This window comes from Streptococcus parasanguinis (assembly GCF_031582885.1).
GTDB classification, from domain to species: Bacteria; Bacillota; Bacilli; order Lactobacillales; family Streptococcaceae; genus Streptococcus; species Streptococcus parasanguinis_M.
Genome location: NZ_CP133988.1, coordinates 297873 through 315000, shown reverse-complemented (window position 1 = coordinate 315000; position 17128 = coordinate 297873). Strand labels below are relative to the sequence as shown.

The 17128-nt window shown below is 38.0% G+C and carries 17 protein-coding genes (1 of these 17 running past the window's edge); 10 read left to right on the top strand and 7 right to left on the bottom strand.

From position 1 onward, the window contains the following. The 5 genes in view from RDV49_RS01465 to RDV49_RS01445 are tightly spaced (at most 59 nt apart) and all read right to left on the bottom strand, a layout consistent with a single transcriptional unit that may run on beyond the window. On the bottom strand, window positions 1–1028 hold the 5' portion of the coding sequence (locus tag RDV49_RS01465) for a tyrosine-type recombinase/integrase (RefSeq protein ID WP_003009641.1). The gene continues 106 nt to the left of window position 1, outside the view; 1028 of the gene's 1134 nt are visible here — the first part of the coding sequence; it begins with the start codon at window positions 1026–1028; the stop codon falls past the left edge of the window. 3 nt (window positions 1029–1031) lie between these two features. Continuing rightward, the gene (locus RDV49_RS01460) at window positions 1032–1226 is read right to left on the bottom strand and encodes a DUF3173 domain-containing protein (protein ID WP_000598356.1); all 195 of its coding nucleotides are present in this window, start codon (window positions 1224–1226) and stop codon (window positions 1032–1034) included. A gap of 59 nt (window positions 1227–1285) precedes the next feature. Next, the gene (locus RDV49_RS01455) at window positions 1286–1672 is read right to left on the bottom strand and encodes a hypothetical protein (RefSeq protein ID WP_003009646.1); all 387 of its coding nucleotides are present in this window, start codon (window positions 1670–1672) and stop codon (window positions 1286–1288) included. Between the two features lie 2 nt (window positions 1673–1674). Beyond that, window positions 1675–2871, bottom strand: coding sequence for a replication initiation factor domain-containing protein (locus RDV49_RS01450; protein WP_003009651.1), 1197 nt, complete (start codon window positions 2869–2871; stop codon window positions 1675–1677). A gap of 40 nt (window positions 2872–2911) precedes the next feature. Beyond that, window positions 2912–3385, bottom strand: coding sequence for a hypothetical protein (locus RDV49_RS01445; protein ID WP_003009653.1), 474 nt, complete (start codon window positions 3383–3385; stop codon window positions 2912–2914). 320 nt (window positions 3386–3705) lie between these two features. On the opposite strand from RDV49_RS01445, the gene RDV49_RS01440 reads away from it, so the two are divergent. The 4 genes from RDV49_RS01440 to merA all read left to right on the top strand — a co-directional run bounded on the left by RDV49_RS01440 (window position 3706) and on the right by merA (window position 7393). Next, window positions 3706–4161 carry a helix-turn-helix domain-containing protein gene (locus RDV49_RS01440; protein ID WP_003009656.1) on the top strand — a complete coding sequence of 152 codons (456 nt, stop codon included), beginning with the start codon at window positions 3706–3708 and terminating at the stop codon, window positions 4159–4161. A gap of 97 nt (window positions 4162–4258) precedes the next feature. Further along, complete coding sequence (locus RDV49_RS01435; protein ID WP_003009660.1) at window positions 4259–4879, top strand: tetratricopeptide repeat protein; 621 nt, start codon at window positions 4259–4261, stop codon at window positions 4877–4879. 197 nt (window positions 4880–5076) lie between these two features. Then, entirely contained in the window at window positions 5077–5469 is a 393-nt protein-coding gene (merR, locus tag RDV49_RS01430) for a mercury resistance transcriptional regulator MerR (protein WP_000640389.1), read from the top strand. 28 nt (window positions 5470–5497) lie between these two features. Continuing rightward, the gene (merA, locus tag RDV49_RS01425; protein ID WP_003009663.1) at window positions 5498–7393 is read left to right on the top strand and encodes a mercury(II) reductase; all 1896 of its coding nucleotides are present in this window, start codon (window positions 5498–5500) and stop codon (window positions 7391–7393) included. 364 nt (window positions 7394–7757) lie between these two features. Here the strand turns inward: merA and RDV49_RS01420 are convergent, their stop codons facing one another. Continuing rightward, window positions 7758–8222, bottom strand: a complete 465-nt coding sequence (locus RDV49_RS01420; protein ID WP_268928507.1) for an HXXEE domain-containing protein — start codon at window positions 8220–8222, stop codon at window positions 7758–7760. A gap of 777 nt (window positions 8223–8999) precedes the next feature. Here RDV49_RS01420 and RDV49_RS01410 point away from each other — a divergent pair. The 5 genes from RDV49_RS01410 (at window position 9000) to RDV49_RS01390 (ending at window position 13143) form a co-directional block, all read left to right on the top strand. Beyond that, the gene (locus RDV49_RS01410; RefSeq protein ID WP_003004547.1) at window positions 9000–9437 is read left to right on the top strand and encodes a zinc-dependent MarR family transcriptional regulator; all 438 of its coding nucleotides are present in this window, start codon (window positions 9000–9002) and stop codon (window positions 9435–9437) included. Between the two features lies 1 nt (window position 9438). Then, entirely contained in the window at window positions 9439–10143 is a 705-nt protein-coding gene (locus RDV49_RS01405) for a metal ABC transporter ATP-binding protein (RefSeq protein ID WP_003009673.1), read from the top strand. After that, complete coding sequence (locus RDV49_RS01400; protein ID WP_003009676.1) at window positions 10136–10939, top strand: metal ABC transporter permease; 804 nt, start codon at window positions 10136–10138, stop codon at window positions 10937–10939. The genes RDV49_RS01405 and RDV49_RS01400 overlap by 8 nt, the downstream gene beginning before the upstream one ends. A 2-nt stretch (window positions 10940–10941) precedes the next feature. After that, window positions 10942–12447 carry a zinc ABC transporter substrate-binding protein AdcA gene (locus RDV49_RS01395; RefSeq protein ID WP_003009679.1) on the top strand — a complete coding sequence of 502 codons (1506 nt, stop codon included), beginning with the start codon at window positions 10942–10944 and terminating at the stop codon, window positions 12445–12447. Window positions 12448–12585: 138 nt separating this feature from the next. After that, on the top strand, window positions 12586–13143 hold the full coding sequence (locus RDV49_RS01390) for a DUF6287 domain-containing protein (RefSeq protein ID WP_049472597.1): 558 nt from the start codon (window positions 12586–12588) through the stop codon (window positions 13141–13143). A gap of 190 nt (window positions 13144–13333) precedes the next feature. Here the strand turns inward: RDV49_RS01390 and RDV49_RS01385 are convergent, their stop codons facing one another. Continuing rightward, entirely contained in the window at window positions 13334–15409 is a 2076-nt protein-coding gene (locus tag RDV49_RS01385; RefSeq protein ID WP_037608238.1) for a GH92 family glycosyl hydrolase, read from the bottom strand. A 215-nt stretch (window positions 15410–15624) separates the two neighbouring features. Here RDV49_RS01385 and RDV49_RS01380 point away from each other — a divergent pair, with 215 nt between their 5' ends. Further along, window positions 15625–16905 carry a glycoside hydrolase family 125 protein gene (locus RDV49_RS01380; RefSeq protein ID WP_003009691.1) on the top strand — a complete coding sequence of 427 codons (1281 nt, stop codon included), beginning with the start codon at window positions 15625–15627 and terminating at the stop codon, window positions 16903–16905. Window positions 16906–17128 lie beyond the last annotated feature (223 nt).

Sequence of the window (17128 nt, the reverse complement as noted above, 5' to 3'; positions counted from 1 at the left end):
TTGACAACAAGATAATCTTCTCCTTGATTTATAAGTAATGATGCATGAGAGTGTCTCAAATCATGAATTCTTATTTTCTTTAAATCTTTATCCCTTTCTAGTATTTGCTTAAACTTCTTATCAATCATATTTTTTGTAATTGTTATTGGTGTACTCTGTATTATTTGTAGTTCTTCAGTATTTTTCGTAAATTCCTCAAGTTTTTCTTTTTGTTTTACTTTCCAGTCTTTTAGCATTTCTGCTAATTTCTGATTTATTGTTATATTTCTAGTTCCTGATCGTGTTTTTGTTGTATTAATGTAGCTTGTATTATTGACAAAGTATACCGTTTTGGTAACGTAAATCGTATTTGTTAAAAGATTTATATCATTCCAGTTTAATGCGAGTATTTCTCCCATTCTCATTCCAGTAAAGAAAGCAATTACGAAAAACAGGTCATAGCTTATTTCATCATCTCGAATAAGTTCTCTAAATCTCGTGAACTCTTCTATACTCCAAAATTTGATATTAGGCTTCCTAATTGGTAATTTTCTAAGATTCTCAACAGGATTTTTATCAATGAGGGATTTTCTTATACCAGTATCAAAAATTTTTTTAAGTAAAATTAGAATCTTATTAATTGTATTATAGCTTAAAACTTCATTTTCATTTTGTTTTTTAGGTTTTGTTTTTAGGTATTCACGAAATTCGAATATATGGTCATACGTTAATTTATTTAAATTTGTATTTTTAAAATATGGCTTAATATGACGCTCATAATTGTTTCTTTGTGTACTTGTGTAGCTTACTTTTCTGCCATTTTTCAAATCATCTTCTTCAAGTAAGTCGAATAACATATCCGTTGTTACTACAAAGTCAAATTGTTTTTCTTTTAATTCTACAACTCTAATATGTTGTTCAAGTTCTAGGGCTTCTTTTTTAGATTTTAATCCTTTACGAATAATACGTATTCTTTTTTGTGTGACTGGGTGGAAACCGTTAGAAACATCAACAGTCCATTTACCACTTTTAGCTTTACGAATAGTCATTCATTATGCTTCTTTCTGGAGTTCAATTCCTAGTAGTTCTTCAGCGACACTGGCTGGAATTGTACCAATCCGTTTGTTATCGTAGATATTAAAACCACGATTCACTAATAGTAATTTGCCAGTATGGATAATCTTTCTTGCAGTTCCTGGAGCAAATCCAAGTTCGATAAGGTCATCTTTTGTTACAGTTTTAATCATGTGATCTCCTTTTCTGATTAGATTAAGTAAGGGGAGGATTAGCTCCCCTTGTCTAATACTTATTTTTGTTTTACATCTACTAAATGGATAGAATCCGCTTTGTAATACATCGTTGAACTAATCATAGTGGCTTGTAAATTGTCAAATGTAACTGGTACCTCGTCCATTGCTTGGATATAGTCATTATCGACTAAAGCTTCTGGATTGTCTACTGAGACTTGGGTTGATTTCTTTTTGAATTGTCCATCCTTGATTGTTACATTGTATTTCCAACCAATGATTTTATCGGTATTAAAACGTCTTTCGCTACCATCTCGGTTTTTGATAATTTCTCCGTTTGCATCTGCTCGGACTTCCGTTTCAAATTTTGGAATAACTTCATCCAATTCAAATTTTGTTCCAATGTTATTAAAATTCCAGTCATTTTGTGAAAGCATTTTTGCCATAGTTAATTTCTCCTTTTGATATTTTCTTTGATTGTAGGGATTAAATCCTCTCTTTTAAAGAGAATTGCCCTTTCTATTAATCCACTTGCTAAATCTGGTGGATATTCCATATTGTTGAGTGCGAGATAGTTAGATTTCTCATACTCATGCAGTAAATTATTGTCGTATAGAAATTTATACGCTTTTAGAATAGCCCCTGAACCTTTATAGGTAAACCATTCTAATTTTTGTTCAAGTTCTGTTTTTGGCTTTGAAATAATGATAGAGATAGGTTTTGAGTGACCTAAAAACTTTTCCCAAGATCTCAAAGGTTTTGAGAAATGGCTATCACTATAAAATCTCACTTTTTCTTTGAGATATCCCTTGGTAAAGTTGAGAAGATCTATTTCTGAATGCAACCATTCTTGAATGAAGTAGTGAGCTTTTTCTTTTCTAAGTTCTAACTCAGTTCTTATCCAATTTTCTATAAAACGCTTGCTGATGCCGAGCTTCTCAGCTCGTTCTAAGCGTTTATCGTAAATTCTAAGTCTTTCATCATCATTGGGTTTTCTCAAATATAAGGTTTGGCCGATTGTTTCATCTCCGTAGGTATTGTAGTAGGTGCTTTTTCCATATATAAAGCGTTTCTTCTGACAAATCTTTAGAAGCTGACTAGGAGTGAAATAGGGTGTTTCATTAAAATCATCTATTGCAATATCAATTCGTCTTACTGAAAATTGATTGTAATTGTAGTAGAGGTTGTTCAGAAACTGTTTTTCGGACAGACTATTTGGATCTAATACCATATCTCTAAAGAACTCGAGTGCCTGTCCTGACATGACAAGCATGTAGGACGACTCTTTCGCTCCATAGTAGATACGGATATTCCCATGATGAAGCTGGCTATCATAGTTATAGTATTTAAGGCTCCCTTTATTCTCAATAAATAAGTCATAGTCAAGAAATAGAATGTCTTCGATTATTTCTCTTGGCGAAAATTCAGTCTTATCAAACTGAATTTGAATCCAGTCAAATACAGAACGTAAATGTTCATTTTTTGCCATAGATTTTGATTCAACTTTTTGCCTAATTTTGCCACCCTTAAAATCTCTGAAACCCTTGGAAATACTGAAATCTTTCGATGGTACACCTAACTTGCAGAGGGTGGTGTTACTACACACCCTAACGGTCAAAAATGGTCCGTCTGCATCTACGCTCATTTTCGGCTTTCTGCCTCATGGCTCAGCCGAAAACTCGCTATTAGCCGAACCTATTTTTTGACCTCTTCTGAACAAACCCTAATAAGCCGGTTTGCATCGACTCTTCAATATCTTGGATTTTCTTTTTTAGATTGGCATTCTCATTTTTTATCAGTCGTATTTCTCGCTTAAATTCCTGTTTTAAGGCGCTCAGTTCATCATAGAGTTCATCTACTACTTGGTTTAGGAGTTCTTGCTCATTGTCTGCTAGACTCCCAAATACTTTTTGTATAGCCTCTTTTAAACCTATTTCAAGTTTTAGGTTAGCTAACTTTTGAAATTGTCTAAGGTCTTCGTCTGTAAAGTCATAGGCAACTGTATAACTTAATTGATGAGTTCTGGGATTTCTACTGATAGGAATTTTAATTTTCTTAAATTCCTTGCCACTTATCTCTTTAATCAGTTGAATCCAATTTTTAAGAGTAGAGGTAGAGTTTAGGCCAGAAATTTGATTGACTAACTCTTTATTGGTCATCTTTTTGTGAAACCTCCGAAATTTTCTTGTGTAACTGAGGAGTTTTCTGTGGTATAATTGTTACATAATATGTTTTGATCTTGGAACGAACGGCACATTTGTTTCAAGATTTTTTTATTTTGTCGAATCTTACCTCCTTTATTAAAATTTTTTAAATCAACTACTAATTACATACGCTTTTACCTCCTTTTATGCTATAATATTCTCAATGGAATATTTAATCTCAAAATAAATATTCCTTATGGAATAATTCTATTTTATACCGTTTAGAATATTTTGTCAAGCTAAAATATACAGAATCGAATATTAAAGAGGATACAATGTTTAATAATAATAATTCTTTTGGAGATCGTCTTAGGGAACTGAGAAAGAGTAAGAAGTTAACACAGGTACAAGTTTCTGAGATGATTGATGTACAACAAGGTACTTATTCTCGTTGGGAAAACGGAACTTTAGAACCTAATTTAGAAGCGGTTGTCAAATTAGCGAAATTATTTGATACCACAACAGATTACTTATTAGGAAAAACCATTTACAGTACTCTAGATGTTGTCCCACCTCCAATCACTAGAATTGATTTGAAGAAGCTAAAAGGGTTTAATAAAGCTGAACTAGATGATCTGAAATTTGCAATTGTCATGAATGGAATTAAAAACCATTCTACTCTACCTAAGTATTTGGATGAGCTAGTTTCTGAAAATAATTTAGATGAAGAAGAGCAAGAAATATTGCATACCCTTTTTAAAGAGGTTCATGATTATTTTAATGCAGATTGATGGTTTATTTGATTAAGTTTCAATAGGTAGAGATTAGTATATTCTTGTTGGATAATTTTATTTAATGAAGGTTGTTTATAGTTGAAAGGGGGAATAGATGGTCTCTAAAATTGATACAGCTTGGGACTTATTTCTGGAGGGAAAAACATCAGAAGCTAAAAAGTTGGTTGAACAAGATTTTTCCATTGATACCTGTACAGATTTTAGTCTTTTAAATCTGATGGGATATTTATTGTTAGCAGAAAAAGACTATGCCTCGTGTACCCATATCTTTGAGAAATACATTTTATTAGCTCAACAAAATGAAGATAAAGAACATGAACATATTGGCTTACATCAATTAGCGATGATCTACAGAGATCAGGGTGATTTTCATAAGGCTTTAAAGCTCATTGAAGATGAAGAGAAGATAATTGAAGAGCATTTTCCCAATGATAATCTAAAGAAAGCTATAAATAACTACGAACAAGGCTATGTGAGATTGAAATTAAACAATCTTGATGAAGCTCTTACATTCATGAATCTGTCACTGGAACAATCTTTAGAGACTGATGATGTGATTTCTCAGGCTTGTAGCTACAGAGGGTTAGGTGAGATCTATTTAGCCTTGGAAGATAAAGGATTAGCCAACACACATTTCAAACGAGCTATAGAACTTTTCGAAAGCGTTGATGAGTCTGAAGGAATAAAAGAAATTGAGGGTCTTCGGAATATATAGTGGAATTACTTTCTTAATAGTTTAAAAACAACTGGTGTTTAAATCGGATTTTCTGGTGGGATGTTAGGATAATCAATAGTATTATATAAAAGTATCAATCACATACGAGTGATACTTTGGGAAAAAAATAAAATAGTCCAATTTACTTGACCGTGTACTATGGTACATGGTTTATAATATTCAGGGGGTGAAATAAGATGATTTATCGCATTAGTGAGTTTGCAGATAAATGTGGAGTTAATAAAGAAACGATCAGATATTACGAGCGAAAAAATTTATTACAAGAACCTCACCGAACGGAAGCTGGTTATCGGATATATTCATATGATGACGTTAAGCGTGTTGGGCTTATTAAACGAATACAGGAACTTGGTTTCTCTTTAAGCGAGATTTATAAATTACTTGGTGTTGTAGATAAAGATGAAGTTCGTTGTCAAGATATGTTCGAATTTGTTTCTAAAAAACAAAAGGAAGTGCAAAAACAAATAGAGGATTTAAAACGAATTGAAACTATGTTAGACGACTTAAAACAACGATGTCCAGATGAAAAGCAATTACATTCGTGTCCAATAATAGAAACATTAACATGAGAGATTAATTAACGAAAGGAGCTTTTTTATGAATAAATTTAAGGTAAACATTTCAGGAATGACTTGTACGGGTTGTGAAAAACACGTAGAATCAGCACTTGAAAAGATAGGTGCTAAAAATATTGAGTCTAGTTATCGTCGTGGTGAAGCAGTATTTGAACTGTCCGATGATATTGAGGTTGAAAGTGCAATAAAGGCGATTGCTGACGCAAATTATCACCCGGGCGAAGCAGAAGAATTTCAATCGGAACAAAAGACGAATTTATTGAAAAAATATCGGCTAAACGTTGAAGGAATGACCTGCACTGGTTGTGAAGAACATATTGCGGTTGCTCTTGAAAATGCAGGTGCAAAAGGGATTGAAGTAGACTTTCGTCGCGGAGAAGCACTGTTTGAACTACCGTATGATGTAGACATTGATATCGCGAAAATAGCGATTACTGACGCACAATATCAACCGGGCGAAGCAGAAGAAATACAAGTGCAATCGGAAAAAAGGACAGATGTAAGTTTAAATGATGAAGGTAACTATGATTATGATTACATCATCATCGGTTCTGGTGGAGCTGCCTTTTCATCTGCCATTGAAGCCGTTACTTTGAACGCAAAAGTGGCTATGATTGAGCGTGGAACGGTGGGTGGAACTTGCGTTAATGTCGGATGCGTTCCTTCTAAGACCTTATTAAGAGCAGGGGAAATCAATCATCTAGCAAAAAATAATCCATTTGTGGGATTACACACTTCGGCTTCAAATGTTGATTTAGCGCCATTAGTAAAACAAAAGAATGATTTAGTAACCGAGATGCGAAATGAAAAATATGTGAATTTAATTGATGATTATGGTTTTGAATTAATAAAAGGTGAAGCAAAATTCGTAAATGAAAATACAGTTGAAGTAAATGGCAATCAAATCACAGCCAAAAGATTTTTAATAGCTACAGGTGCTTCTTCAACTGCACCTAATATTCCCGGATTAGATGAAGTAGATTATTTAACAAGCACTAGCTTATTGGAATTAAAGAAGGTTCCAAATCGTCTTACCGTAATTGGTTCAGGATATATCGGCATGGAATTAGGACAACTATTTCATAACCTCGGGTCAGAAGTCACTTTGATTCAAAGAAGCGAGCGTCTATTAAAAGAATACGATCCTGAAATTTCAGAAGCCATTACTAAGGCCTTAACAGAACAGGGAATTAACTTAGTAACAGGTGCAACCTATGAACGAGTTGAGCAAGATGGAGACATTAAAAAAGTTCATGTTGAGATAAATGGTAAAAAGCGAATTATTGAAGCAGAACAATTGCTAATTGCCACTGGAAGAAAACCAAATACAGAATCATTAAACTTACATGCAGCAGGCGTTGAAGTTGGTTCCCGTGGTGAAATTGTCATTGATGATTATCTTAAAACGACCAATTCCCGAATTTATTCAGCTGGAGATGTCACTCTCGGTCCCCAATTTGTTTATGTAGCTGCTTATGAAGGTGGACTTGCTGCTCGTAATGCAATCGGAGGACTAAATCAAAAGGTCAATTTAGAAGTGGTTCCAGGCGTTACGTTTACTTCTCCATCGATTGCAACGGTTGGTTTAACGGAGCAACAGGCAAAAGAAAAAGGATATGAAGTGAAAACATCGGTATTGCCGTTGGATGCTGTTCCAAGAGCGCTCGTTAATCGGGAAACAACAGGTGTTTTCAAATTAGTGGCAGACGCGAAAACATTGAAAGTGTTAGGGGCGCATGTAGTGGCAGAAAACGCAGGAGACGTAATTTATGCAGCAACATTAGCTGTGAAATTCGGTTTAACTGTTGGAGATCTGAGAGAAACGATGTGTCCATATCTAACAATGGCAGAAGGATTGAAGCTGGCTGTCCTAACTTTTGACAAAGATGTTTCGAAATTATCTTGCTGTGCAGGCTAAGGGAACTTTTTTACAACTCCCTATTCAAGTGAACCAGCTAATGCTTTAAGGGATTTTCTAAGTGCATTTGTGGTCACAAAAATAATTTAACACTGATGATTTCGACATTACAGACAACTTAGGTGTCGATTTTTCCACACTTATTAAGAATTTGGAGAAGGGTGATTTATAAGCCCTTTTCCACCATAAAATCCGAATACCCGAAATTGAAAAATTAATGACTTGAAAGTAAAAACTAAGTTCTATACTGTCCAAAAACGTTATAATTTGTCTAAAGGACTTAGCTCTGTATTGTGCAGGGCTAAGTCCTTATTTTTTGTATCTATTAGTTAAAAAAATTAGTAAAAATTTTTTTGTACCAGTACTATCTTTCAGAAAAGAAATTTAATACTTTAAAGCAGAAGATTAGATTTAACATAATAATGATTAATGTTAGAATGGAAGATATGTAGAGTTGTAAATTAATTTGTAAAAGTTGATGAATCAATAATGAACAGTATACTCCTGTTACAATTCCACTTAAAAGACCAGGCACATACTTTCTTAGATAAAGAGTCTGGATAATATGGATTATAATGTGATAGTTATATGCGATGATGATAGTTTGATAAATTGTAAAATTACCCAAATAGAAACTATAGGCAAGCAAACATAGAAGGATTAAAAATTCCTCGAACACAATTAAGTTAAACCTATAAGGAGTATAGAGTTCTTTTAAATTTTTAAATTTCGTATTATCAATTATAGAGGACATAAATTTGGGCATAAGAAGAATCTCTTCCATTTCGTGAATCATAAATAAGCTAGGAAAAAGTAAGTAGAATGCCATTTGATCCATATAATAACCTTCTTTATTAAAAATATCTTTATGTTTGATATTATATCACGAAATGAAAGTTGCTATGTAATATTGACACTAAAGATTACAAAAGCAGTTAATTTATCAGCTATTAGTGACACTACAGCGTGTATCGTTTATAATGGAGAGGATGATAGAAATAATTTTGTTTATTTCAAATTTAAGGAGGTAAGTATGCGAATCGGTATATTTACAGATACGTACTTTCCACAAGTGAGTGGAGTTACGACTTCAATACGTGTATTAAAAGAGGATTTAGAAAGACAAGGTTCCTCATTTTACTACATACGGAAAGAATTACAGCCGTCGTTTTCAAGATAAAGAGCTCATTTCTGAGATTATTTCACAGGTTCTCAATCAAGTTTTATGTGATGGTTTAATTGATCATTATCTTTTGTTCTGAATACCTTTGTATGAATATGACCGGTTGGGACATATCCTCTATTCTCTGATGATGCTCTTAGGACGATAAGGTATGAAGTGTTACCAAAAAGTTACTAAAATTTGAAAAATCAGTCTATTTTGCAAGATTCAAAAGTCCTAAAACCCTATTAAATCAAGGTTATAAGGCTCAAAAAATGTAGTTATGGAACTCAAAATTCAGTGTCCGCAAGGACGTGCCGGTTCGACCCCGGCCGCCGGTATAGATTATAAAGGAGTTTTACTCCTTTTTTTGTTTTATTTTTTTCTTTTTTATGATATAATTAACCGGTAAAGTTTCTTTTGGTGAATTAGAAGGAGTTAATTTTGTCTGAAGTTGCAAATAAAATCGATCGATTTTTAAATTCTATTTTATTGTTATCTGAAAATCAGCATGAGATTTTAGTTGGTTCTTGTACAAGTGGTGTTTCATTAACCAACACTCAGGAACATATTTTGATGCTGGTTGCTGATGAAGCTCTAACAAATTCTGTCTTAGCTAAGAAATTGAATGTTAGTCAGGCGGCTATCACGAAGGCTGTGAAGCCATTATTAAGTCAAGGGATGCTAGAGACTTATCGAGATGAGAATGATGCTCGGGTTCTTTATTATCGCTTAACTGAGATTGGTAAGCCGATTGCATTAGAGCATCAGCACCACCATCAGCATACCCTTCACACTTATGAGGATGTTTTGTCGAAGTTTACTAAGAATGAGCAGGGGGTCATTTCGCGGTTTTTAGATTTATTGGAAGAGGAGTTATAGTTTGAGGTATATTACGGTTTCAAATTTATCGTTCTATTATGATCGAGAACCGGTTCTGGAAGGGATCAATTACTACTTAGATAGTGGAGAGTTTGTTACGCTGACTGGTGAGAATGGGGCTGCTAAGTCAACCTTGATTAAGGCTAGTCTTGGCATTCTACAGCCCAAGGTCGGGACAGTTGAGATTTCAAAGACAAATGTAAAGGGAAAGAAGTTAAGGATTGCTTATTTGCCACAACAGATTGCTAGTTTTAATGCAGGATTTCCCAGTACGGTCTATGAATTTGTGAAGTCAGGTCGGTATCCTCGTAAAGGCTGGTTTCGAAAGTTGAATGAGCACGATGAAAAGCATATTCTAAAGAGTTTAGAATCTGTTGGGATGCTGGAGTTCAAGGATAGGGCGATTGGTTCTTTGTCTGGTGGTCAGAAACAACGGGCTGTCATTGCTCGGATGTTTGCTTCAGATCCGGATATCTTTGTTTTAGATGAACCGACAACAGGGATGGATGCGACGACAAAGAGTGATTTTTATGAGTTGATGCATCACAGTGCGCATCACCATCAAAAATCTGTTTTGATGATTACGCATGATCCTGAAGAGGTTAACCAGTTTGCGGATCGGAATATTCATTTGGTTCGCGACCAGAGCTCTCCTTGGAGATGTTTTAACGTCCATGATATAGAAGGGGAGGGTGACCATGCTTGATTTATTCCAGTATGATTTTATGCAGCGAGCCTTGTTGGCTATGGTTGCCATGAGTCTTTTTTCTCCTGTATTAGGGATTTTCTTGATTTTGAGACGGCAGAGTCTGATGAGTGATACGCTGAGTCACGTCTCTCTTGCGGGTGTCGCTTTTGGGCTTTTCCTTGGGATCTCTCCGACGCTTTCGACTATGATCATTGTCATTATAGCTGCGGTTTTTCTTGAGTATTTGCGGACCTTATTTAAGGACTTTATGGAGATCGGGACGGCAATTCTAATGTCCACTGGTCTTGCCCTAGCTTTGGTACTGATGCGTGGTGGTGGGAAAAGCTCGATGAGCTTGGATCAATATTTGTTTGGTTCTACCTTAACCATTACAGATGAACAGGTGATCGCCTTGTTTGTGATTGCTTTCGTTGTATTAGTGCTGACGGCCTTATTCTTGCGGCCTATGTATATTTTGACCTTTGATGAAGATACGGCCTTCGTAGATGGCCTTCCTGTCCGGACTATGTCCATTTTATTTAATGTGGTAACGGGGGTTGCTATCGCCTTAATGATTCCTGCAGCAGGATCGTTATTGGTTTCAACCATCATGGTCTTACCGGCTAGTATTGCCCTGAAATTAGGGAAGAACTTCCGTGGGGTCATGCTGATTGCGGTCATCATTGGTTTTATCGGGATGTTTAGTGGGTTGATTTTGTCTTATATTGCAGATACACCAGCGAGTGCCAGTATTACGCTTTTATTTGTGGCACTGTTCTTGCTTGTGAATCTTGGATCACGTTTGAGGAAGTAGATATGAACTTTAAAAAATTTGGTTGGTTATTGTTAGTGGCTTTAACACTTGTTTTGACAGCTTGTGGCAAAAGTCAGAGTCAAAATGGGAAATTAAAAGTGATGACCACTTTCTATCCTGTTTATGATTTTACAAAAAATATTGTTGGAGATGAAGGAACGGTAGACTTGCTCATTGGAGCGGGATCAGAGCCTCATGAATATGAATTGTCTGCTAAGGGGCGGGCTATGATTCAAGATTCGGATGTTTTCGTTTATGAGAATGAAAACATGGAAACGTGGGTTCCAAATCTTTTGAAATCCATGAAGGATAAGAAAACCAAAGTGATCGATGCTACCAAGGGTATGGTCTTGCTTCCTGGATTGGAAGAGGAACATGAACACGAAGGGGGCGAAGAACACCATCATGAATATGATCCTCACCTTTGGCTCTCTCCACATCGTGCCATGAAGATGGTAGAGTCGATTCGTGATCAGTTGGTCGCAGCTTATCCAGATAAGAAAAAGACGTTTGAGAAAAATGCCCAAGCCTATCTGAAGAAATTACAGGCTTTGGATCAAGCTTATCAGGATGGATTGAAAGATGCGAAGCAAAAGAATTTCGTGACCCAACACGCGGCTTTCCGTTACTTGGCCTTGGATTATGGATTAAACCAGGTGGCCATTTCAGGGATTTCACCTGATAGCGAGCCTTCTGCTGCACGATTGCGTGAATTGACAGAGTATATCAAGAAAAATGAGATCAAGGTCATTTACTTTGAGGAAAATGCTTCTAAGTCCTTGGCGAAAACCTTGTCTTCTGAAGCTGGTGTTGAGTTGGCTGTCTTAAATCCTTTGGAAAGCTTGACGGATCAAGAAATGAAAGATGGCGAAGACTACGTGTCTGTTATGAAGGAGAATCTGAAGGCGCTAGAGAAAACAACGTCACAAGCTGGTAAGGATATTCAACCGGAACATGAGGAAGATGCTAAGACGGTTCAAAAGGGCTATTTCGAGGATAGTCAAGTTAAGGATCGTAGCTTAGCAAATTATGTAGGTGATTGGAAATCCGTTTATCCATACTTGCAAGATGGAACCTTGGATCAGGTCTTTGATTATAAGGCAAAATTAAATCCAACTATGACGGCTGCTGAGTATAAGGAATATTATACTAAGGGTTACCAAACAGATATTGATCGGATTAAGATTGATAAGGATTCAATGGAGTTTTATCAAAAAGGATCTTCTAAGAAATATACCTATAAATACGTAGGTAAGCACATTTTGACTTATAAGAAGGGAAATCGTGGTGTTCGTTATCTATTTGAAGCCAAGGAGAGCGATGCGGGAGACTTCAAATATGTTCAATTTAGTGACCATGAAATTACTCCGGTAAAGGCAGCTCACTTCCACATTTTCCATGGAGGAAAGAGTCAAGAAGCGCTTTATGATGAGTTGGAAAATTGGCCAACTTATTATCCTTCGAACTTATCTGGTTTAGAAGTGGCACAGGAAATGCTGGCTCATTAAAAGTTGTATCAAAAGAGAGACTAGGACTGATTATCCCGGTCTCTTTTTGATTAAAAATGGGGAGTGAAGCTTGTCAAATGCTTGAAAATACGTTACAATGAAAGGGCTTTAAATTAAAAAATGTATGGGGAATTTTAAATGAAAAAAGTTGGTGCAATTCTTGTGAGTCTTCTCAGTGTGGTCCTGTTGGTAGCTTGTTCGCAGCAGAGGGTGAGTAAAAAATCACCGGCTTCTTCTAGTCAAACGACGACCTCTTCTGAGGTCAAAAAGACGGCTGCTTCTAGTTCGGAAGTGAAGGAGAAAGAAAAAAAAGAAGAGAAAAAAGAAGTGAAGAAAATGGATCTTGAAGCGATTGCCAATGGAGACTACAGCAGTATTGCTGGTATCTGGCAAGATGATAAGGGAAACAAGCTGGTCTTTAACGACAAAGGGTTGGTCTCACAAGAGTTAGAGGGCTATGGAGCTTCTTTGACGGATTATGGAACAGCATCAGAAGGCATTTATGGTGGTCGTGATGGAGGCTTCTTGTTGGAGTATATTCCTGCAGGAGTGACCATTGGTGATCAGGTCGATGATCAAGGACAAGTCGTCTTTAAAGATACATCAGATGCCTCTAAAAACCGCTTATGGTCTGGTGTTGGTATCGCTAGTTTTGGGGAACAAGGCTCGATCTACTATCATGTAGGAGATGAATAACAGAAAAAAGAGGCTGGGACAAAAGTCCTAGCCTCTCAATTATTTTTAGATTGTCGAGCAAGACGCAGTGGTTGAGTGGGCTCTACTACGCTGATTTCATCAGCTTTTACAGCCCTACTCAACTGTGCGGAGGTGGGACGACGAAATCGAATTCTAACGAATGACCGATTTCTGTCCCACTTTCTTTTTCTTATGCATGTGGGGGGAGCCATGAAAGGTCAAACTGGAGCAATTGGGCTTCAAGGAGATCTTGATGGGAAATCTCTTGTTTCTCTTTGCCATCTAATAGGGCTTTTTGGATGAAATAGGCGCCTGCAGTGTGTGAGTTGGCGCAAATTTTGAGCTCATGATTTGGAAGATGGAGAAGAACTTCTTTAAAGAGAGGGAGGCCCAGATCATAGATTGGTTTTCCTGGGCAGGTTGGGTAGAGTCCAAGGACCGACCAGATGTACCAAGCAGATAGGCTACCGTTGTCCTCATCACCTGGATAGGCTTGGAAATCTTGATGAAAAGCTTGAGAACGGATCTGGTGGATCAGGAGATTGGTGTATTCGGGATGAAGGCTGTGACGGAAGAGGTAGGGAATGTGAAAGCTGGGTTGATTGGAGATGGCGATCTGCCCAAATGGGGCTTGGGCCATTTCACTCATTTCATGGATTTCATAGCCATATCCTCTTACATCAAATTGAGGTTTTTGATTGGCTAGATCCAGCAGTCGTTGGGTAAAGGCTTTTTTACCGCCCATTAGCTCTATCAGGCCGGAGAGGTCGTGTAAGGCTCCAAAAGTAGCCTGGGTTGCAGAACATTCTGCATAATCTCCTCCCCAGCTGGTAGGAGAGAAGGGCTCTTTAAAGTTTCCATTGGTGGATCGCGCTCTCATGAAGCCCGTTTGGGCATCATACAATGTTCGGTAGGAGAGGCTGGAAGTAGCATAGCGAGCGGCTGTTTCTGCATGACTCAATTGCTTGGCAACGGTAGCAATGCAAAAATCACTATAAGCATAATCTAGGCTGTGGCTCACACTTTCGTGAAAATCATCGGGTAGATATCCAAGGGTCTTGTAGCTTTCATTGCCATGGCGACCAAAATGTTGAGTAGGATCTGTTTTTTGGGCCGTTTGGAGCATGGCTGTCAGCATGTTTTCATGTAGGTCTGGTGCGATCCCTTTTGTGACAGCATCCGCAAAGACTCCATCGATGAGGGTACCTGGCATCATTCCTCGTTCATCTGGGGCCAACCATTTTGGTAGAAAACCAGTATCCTTGTAAGTGTTTAAAAATCCTTCGAGAAAGTGACGGTAATAATCGGGGTAGACAAGGCTAAAGAGCGGAAAAGATGTTCGGAAGAGATCCCAGAATCCGATATTGGTATAAGCTTTTCCTGGTTTGATTTCATTATGAGTGACATCCAGGTGCCAGTCATTTCCCTCGGTATCTGTTTCATAAAAGGTTTGAGGGAAAAGGAGGAGTCGGTACAGGCAATGGTCGAAAAAGGCTTGGTCACGCCCTCCGGCATCTTTTACTTCAATTCGTTTTAGCAGCTGATTCCATTGATCGGATGCTTCTTTTTTAGCTTCCTCTAGAGAAAGGTGGGGAAGATGGCTGTGAGCCATGTCTTGGGACAGATAAGAAGTTCCTAATTGGACGGTCACTTCATTGCTAGCAAAGGTCAGAAAAAGATCTTGATCGATGTGAGTGACGCTCTCAATCGGCTGGCTAAATTGCCACTGGAGATAGAAAGAGTATGAAGTATCTGCGGTATGGGCCTGATCCAGAATGTGAAAGTGGCAGGTTTGGTCTGTCAGAGTCAAGTCCTCTAGTTCCTTTGCTGCATGAAAGCAGAGTGTTAGCTTTTCTGGTGCTCGAAAGCGCATGACAGCCCCGTAGCGGCTTGGAACCAGCTCGCTTTGAATCTGATAACGTTCCGAAAAAAAACGGAGGTAGTGAGGCTGGAAAACGGCTTCTTTCATCGAATAACTGCTTTGGCGACGGAAGAGGTCGGAACTTGCAATATCTCCTGTGATGGGCGTGATGAGGCACCAAGCGTAGTCTCCTATCCAAGGACTAGGCTGGTGGGTGAGACGAAATCCCTGAAAAATAGGGAGATTGGGGTTGAAAAACCAAGCTCCTTGTTCGTGTGTCGTCTGGGGAAGGAAGTAGTTCATCCCAAAAGGGACCCCGGTATAAGGGAGGGTATTTCCGTGGGAATAGTGGGGATGATTATCGCTTCCCCAGCGGGTATCGATGGTTTGGCAATGTGTGCGCATCCTGTCTCCTTTTTCTTCATCAACCTTAAATGATCTGTATTTTTTTTTGAACACGCGCTGGTATTTTCTTCATTGTATCAAAGTGTTGTCAAATATGATAGCGTTTTTATCAAATGGAAAATTTTGTAGAAAAAGGGCTATAGTTTGCGTATGTATTTCCCCTTTGAAATCTTTTATACTGAATAGGAAAGAATCGATACGTGTGAGGAAAATAAATGACCTATTCAAAAGAAATTGTGCGAGAATGGTTGGATCAAGTGGCTGAGCGAGCTAAGGAGTACCCTGAGTGGGTGGATGTCTTTGAACGTTGTTATACAGACACTTTGGATAATACAGTTGAAATTTTAGAAGACGGTTCAACCTTTGTGTTAACAGGGGATATCCCAGCTATGTGGTTGCGTGACTCGACGGCTCAATTGAGGCCCTATCTTTATGTGGCAAAAAGAGACCCTCGTTTGCGTCAGACCATTGCTGGTTTGGTCAAACGCCAGATGACCTTGATCCTCAAGGATCCCTATGCCAACTCTTTTAATATTGAGGAGAACTGGAAAGGCCATCACGAGACTGATCACACCGATTTGAATGGCTGGATTTGGGAGCGCAAGTATGAGGTGGATTCACTGTGCTATCCCTTGCAACTGGCTTATCTTCTTTGGAAAGAAACTGGTGAGACTAGCCAATTTGATGAAACCTTTGTTACAGCGACTAAGGAAATCCTTCATCTTTGGACAGTGGAACAAGACCACAAGAATTCCCCTTATCGCTTTGTTCGGGATACAGATCGTAAGGAAGACACGCTGGTAAATGACGGATTTGGTCCTGACTTTGCTGTGACAGGGATGACCTGGTCAGCCTTTCGTCCAAGTGATGACTGCTGTCAGTATAGTTACTTGATTCCGTCCAATATGTTTGCAGTGGTTGTCTTGGGTTATGTGCAAGAAATCTTCGCAACATTGAATCTAGCCGATAGCGAGAGCATCATTGCAGATGCCAAACGCCTGCAGGCGGAGATTCAAGAAGGGATCGAAAACTACGCCTACACCACTAACAGCAAGGGCGAGAAAATTTATGCCTTTGAGGTAGATGGTTTGGGAAATGCTAGTATCATGGACGATCCTAACGTGCCAAGCTTGTTGGCGGCTCCCTATCTGGGCTACTGTGCGATTGACGATGAAGTCTACCAAGCCACTCGTCGGACGATTTTGAGCCCTGAAAATCCTTACTTCTATGAAGGGAAGTACGCAAGCGGACTCGGAAGTTCTCATACCTTTTATCGCTATATCTGGCCGATTGCTTTATCTATTCAAGGATTGACAACAAATGATAAGGCAGAGAAGAAATTCTTGCTGGATCAGTTGGTTGCCTGCGATGGTGAAACAGGTGTCATGCACGAAAGTTTCCACGTAGATGATCCAACCAAATACTCGCGTGAATGGTTCTCTTGGGCCAACATGATGTTCTGCGAATTAGTCTTGGATTACTTGGATATTCGCTAATACTCTTCGAAAATCAAATTCAAACCACGTCAGCTTCGCCTTGCCGTATATATGTTACTGACTTCGTCAGTTCTATCTACAACCTCAAAGCAGTGCTTTGAGCAACCTGCGGCTAGCTTCCTAGTTTGCTCTTTGATTTTCATTGAGTATAAGGAGCACGCTTTAGCTTCACTGATTCTTGTTAGAATCACAAGTTTATATTTAAAACATTAAAAATTTAAGT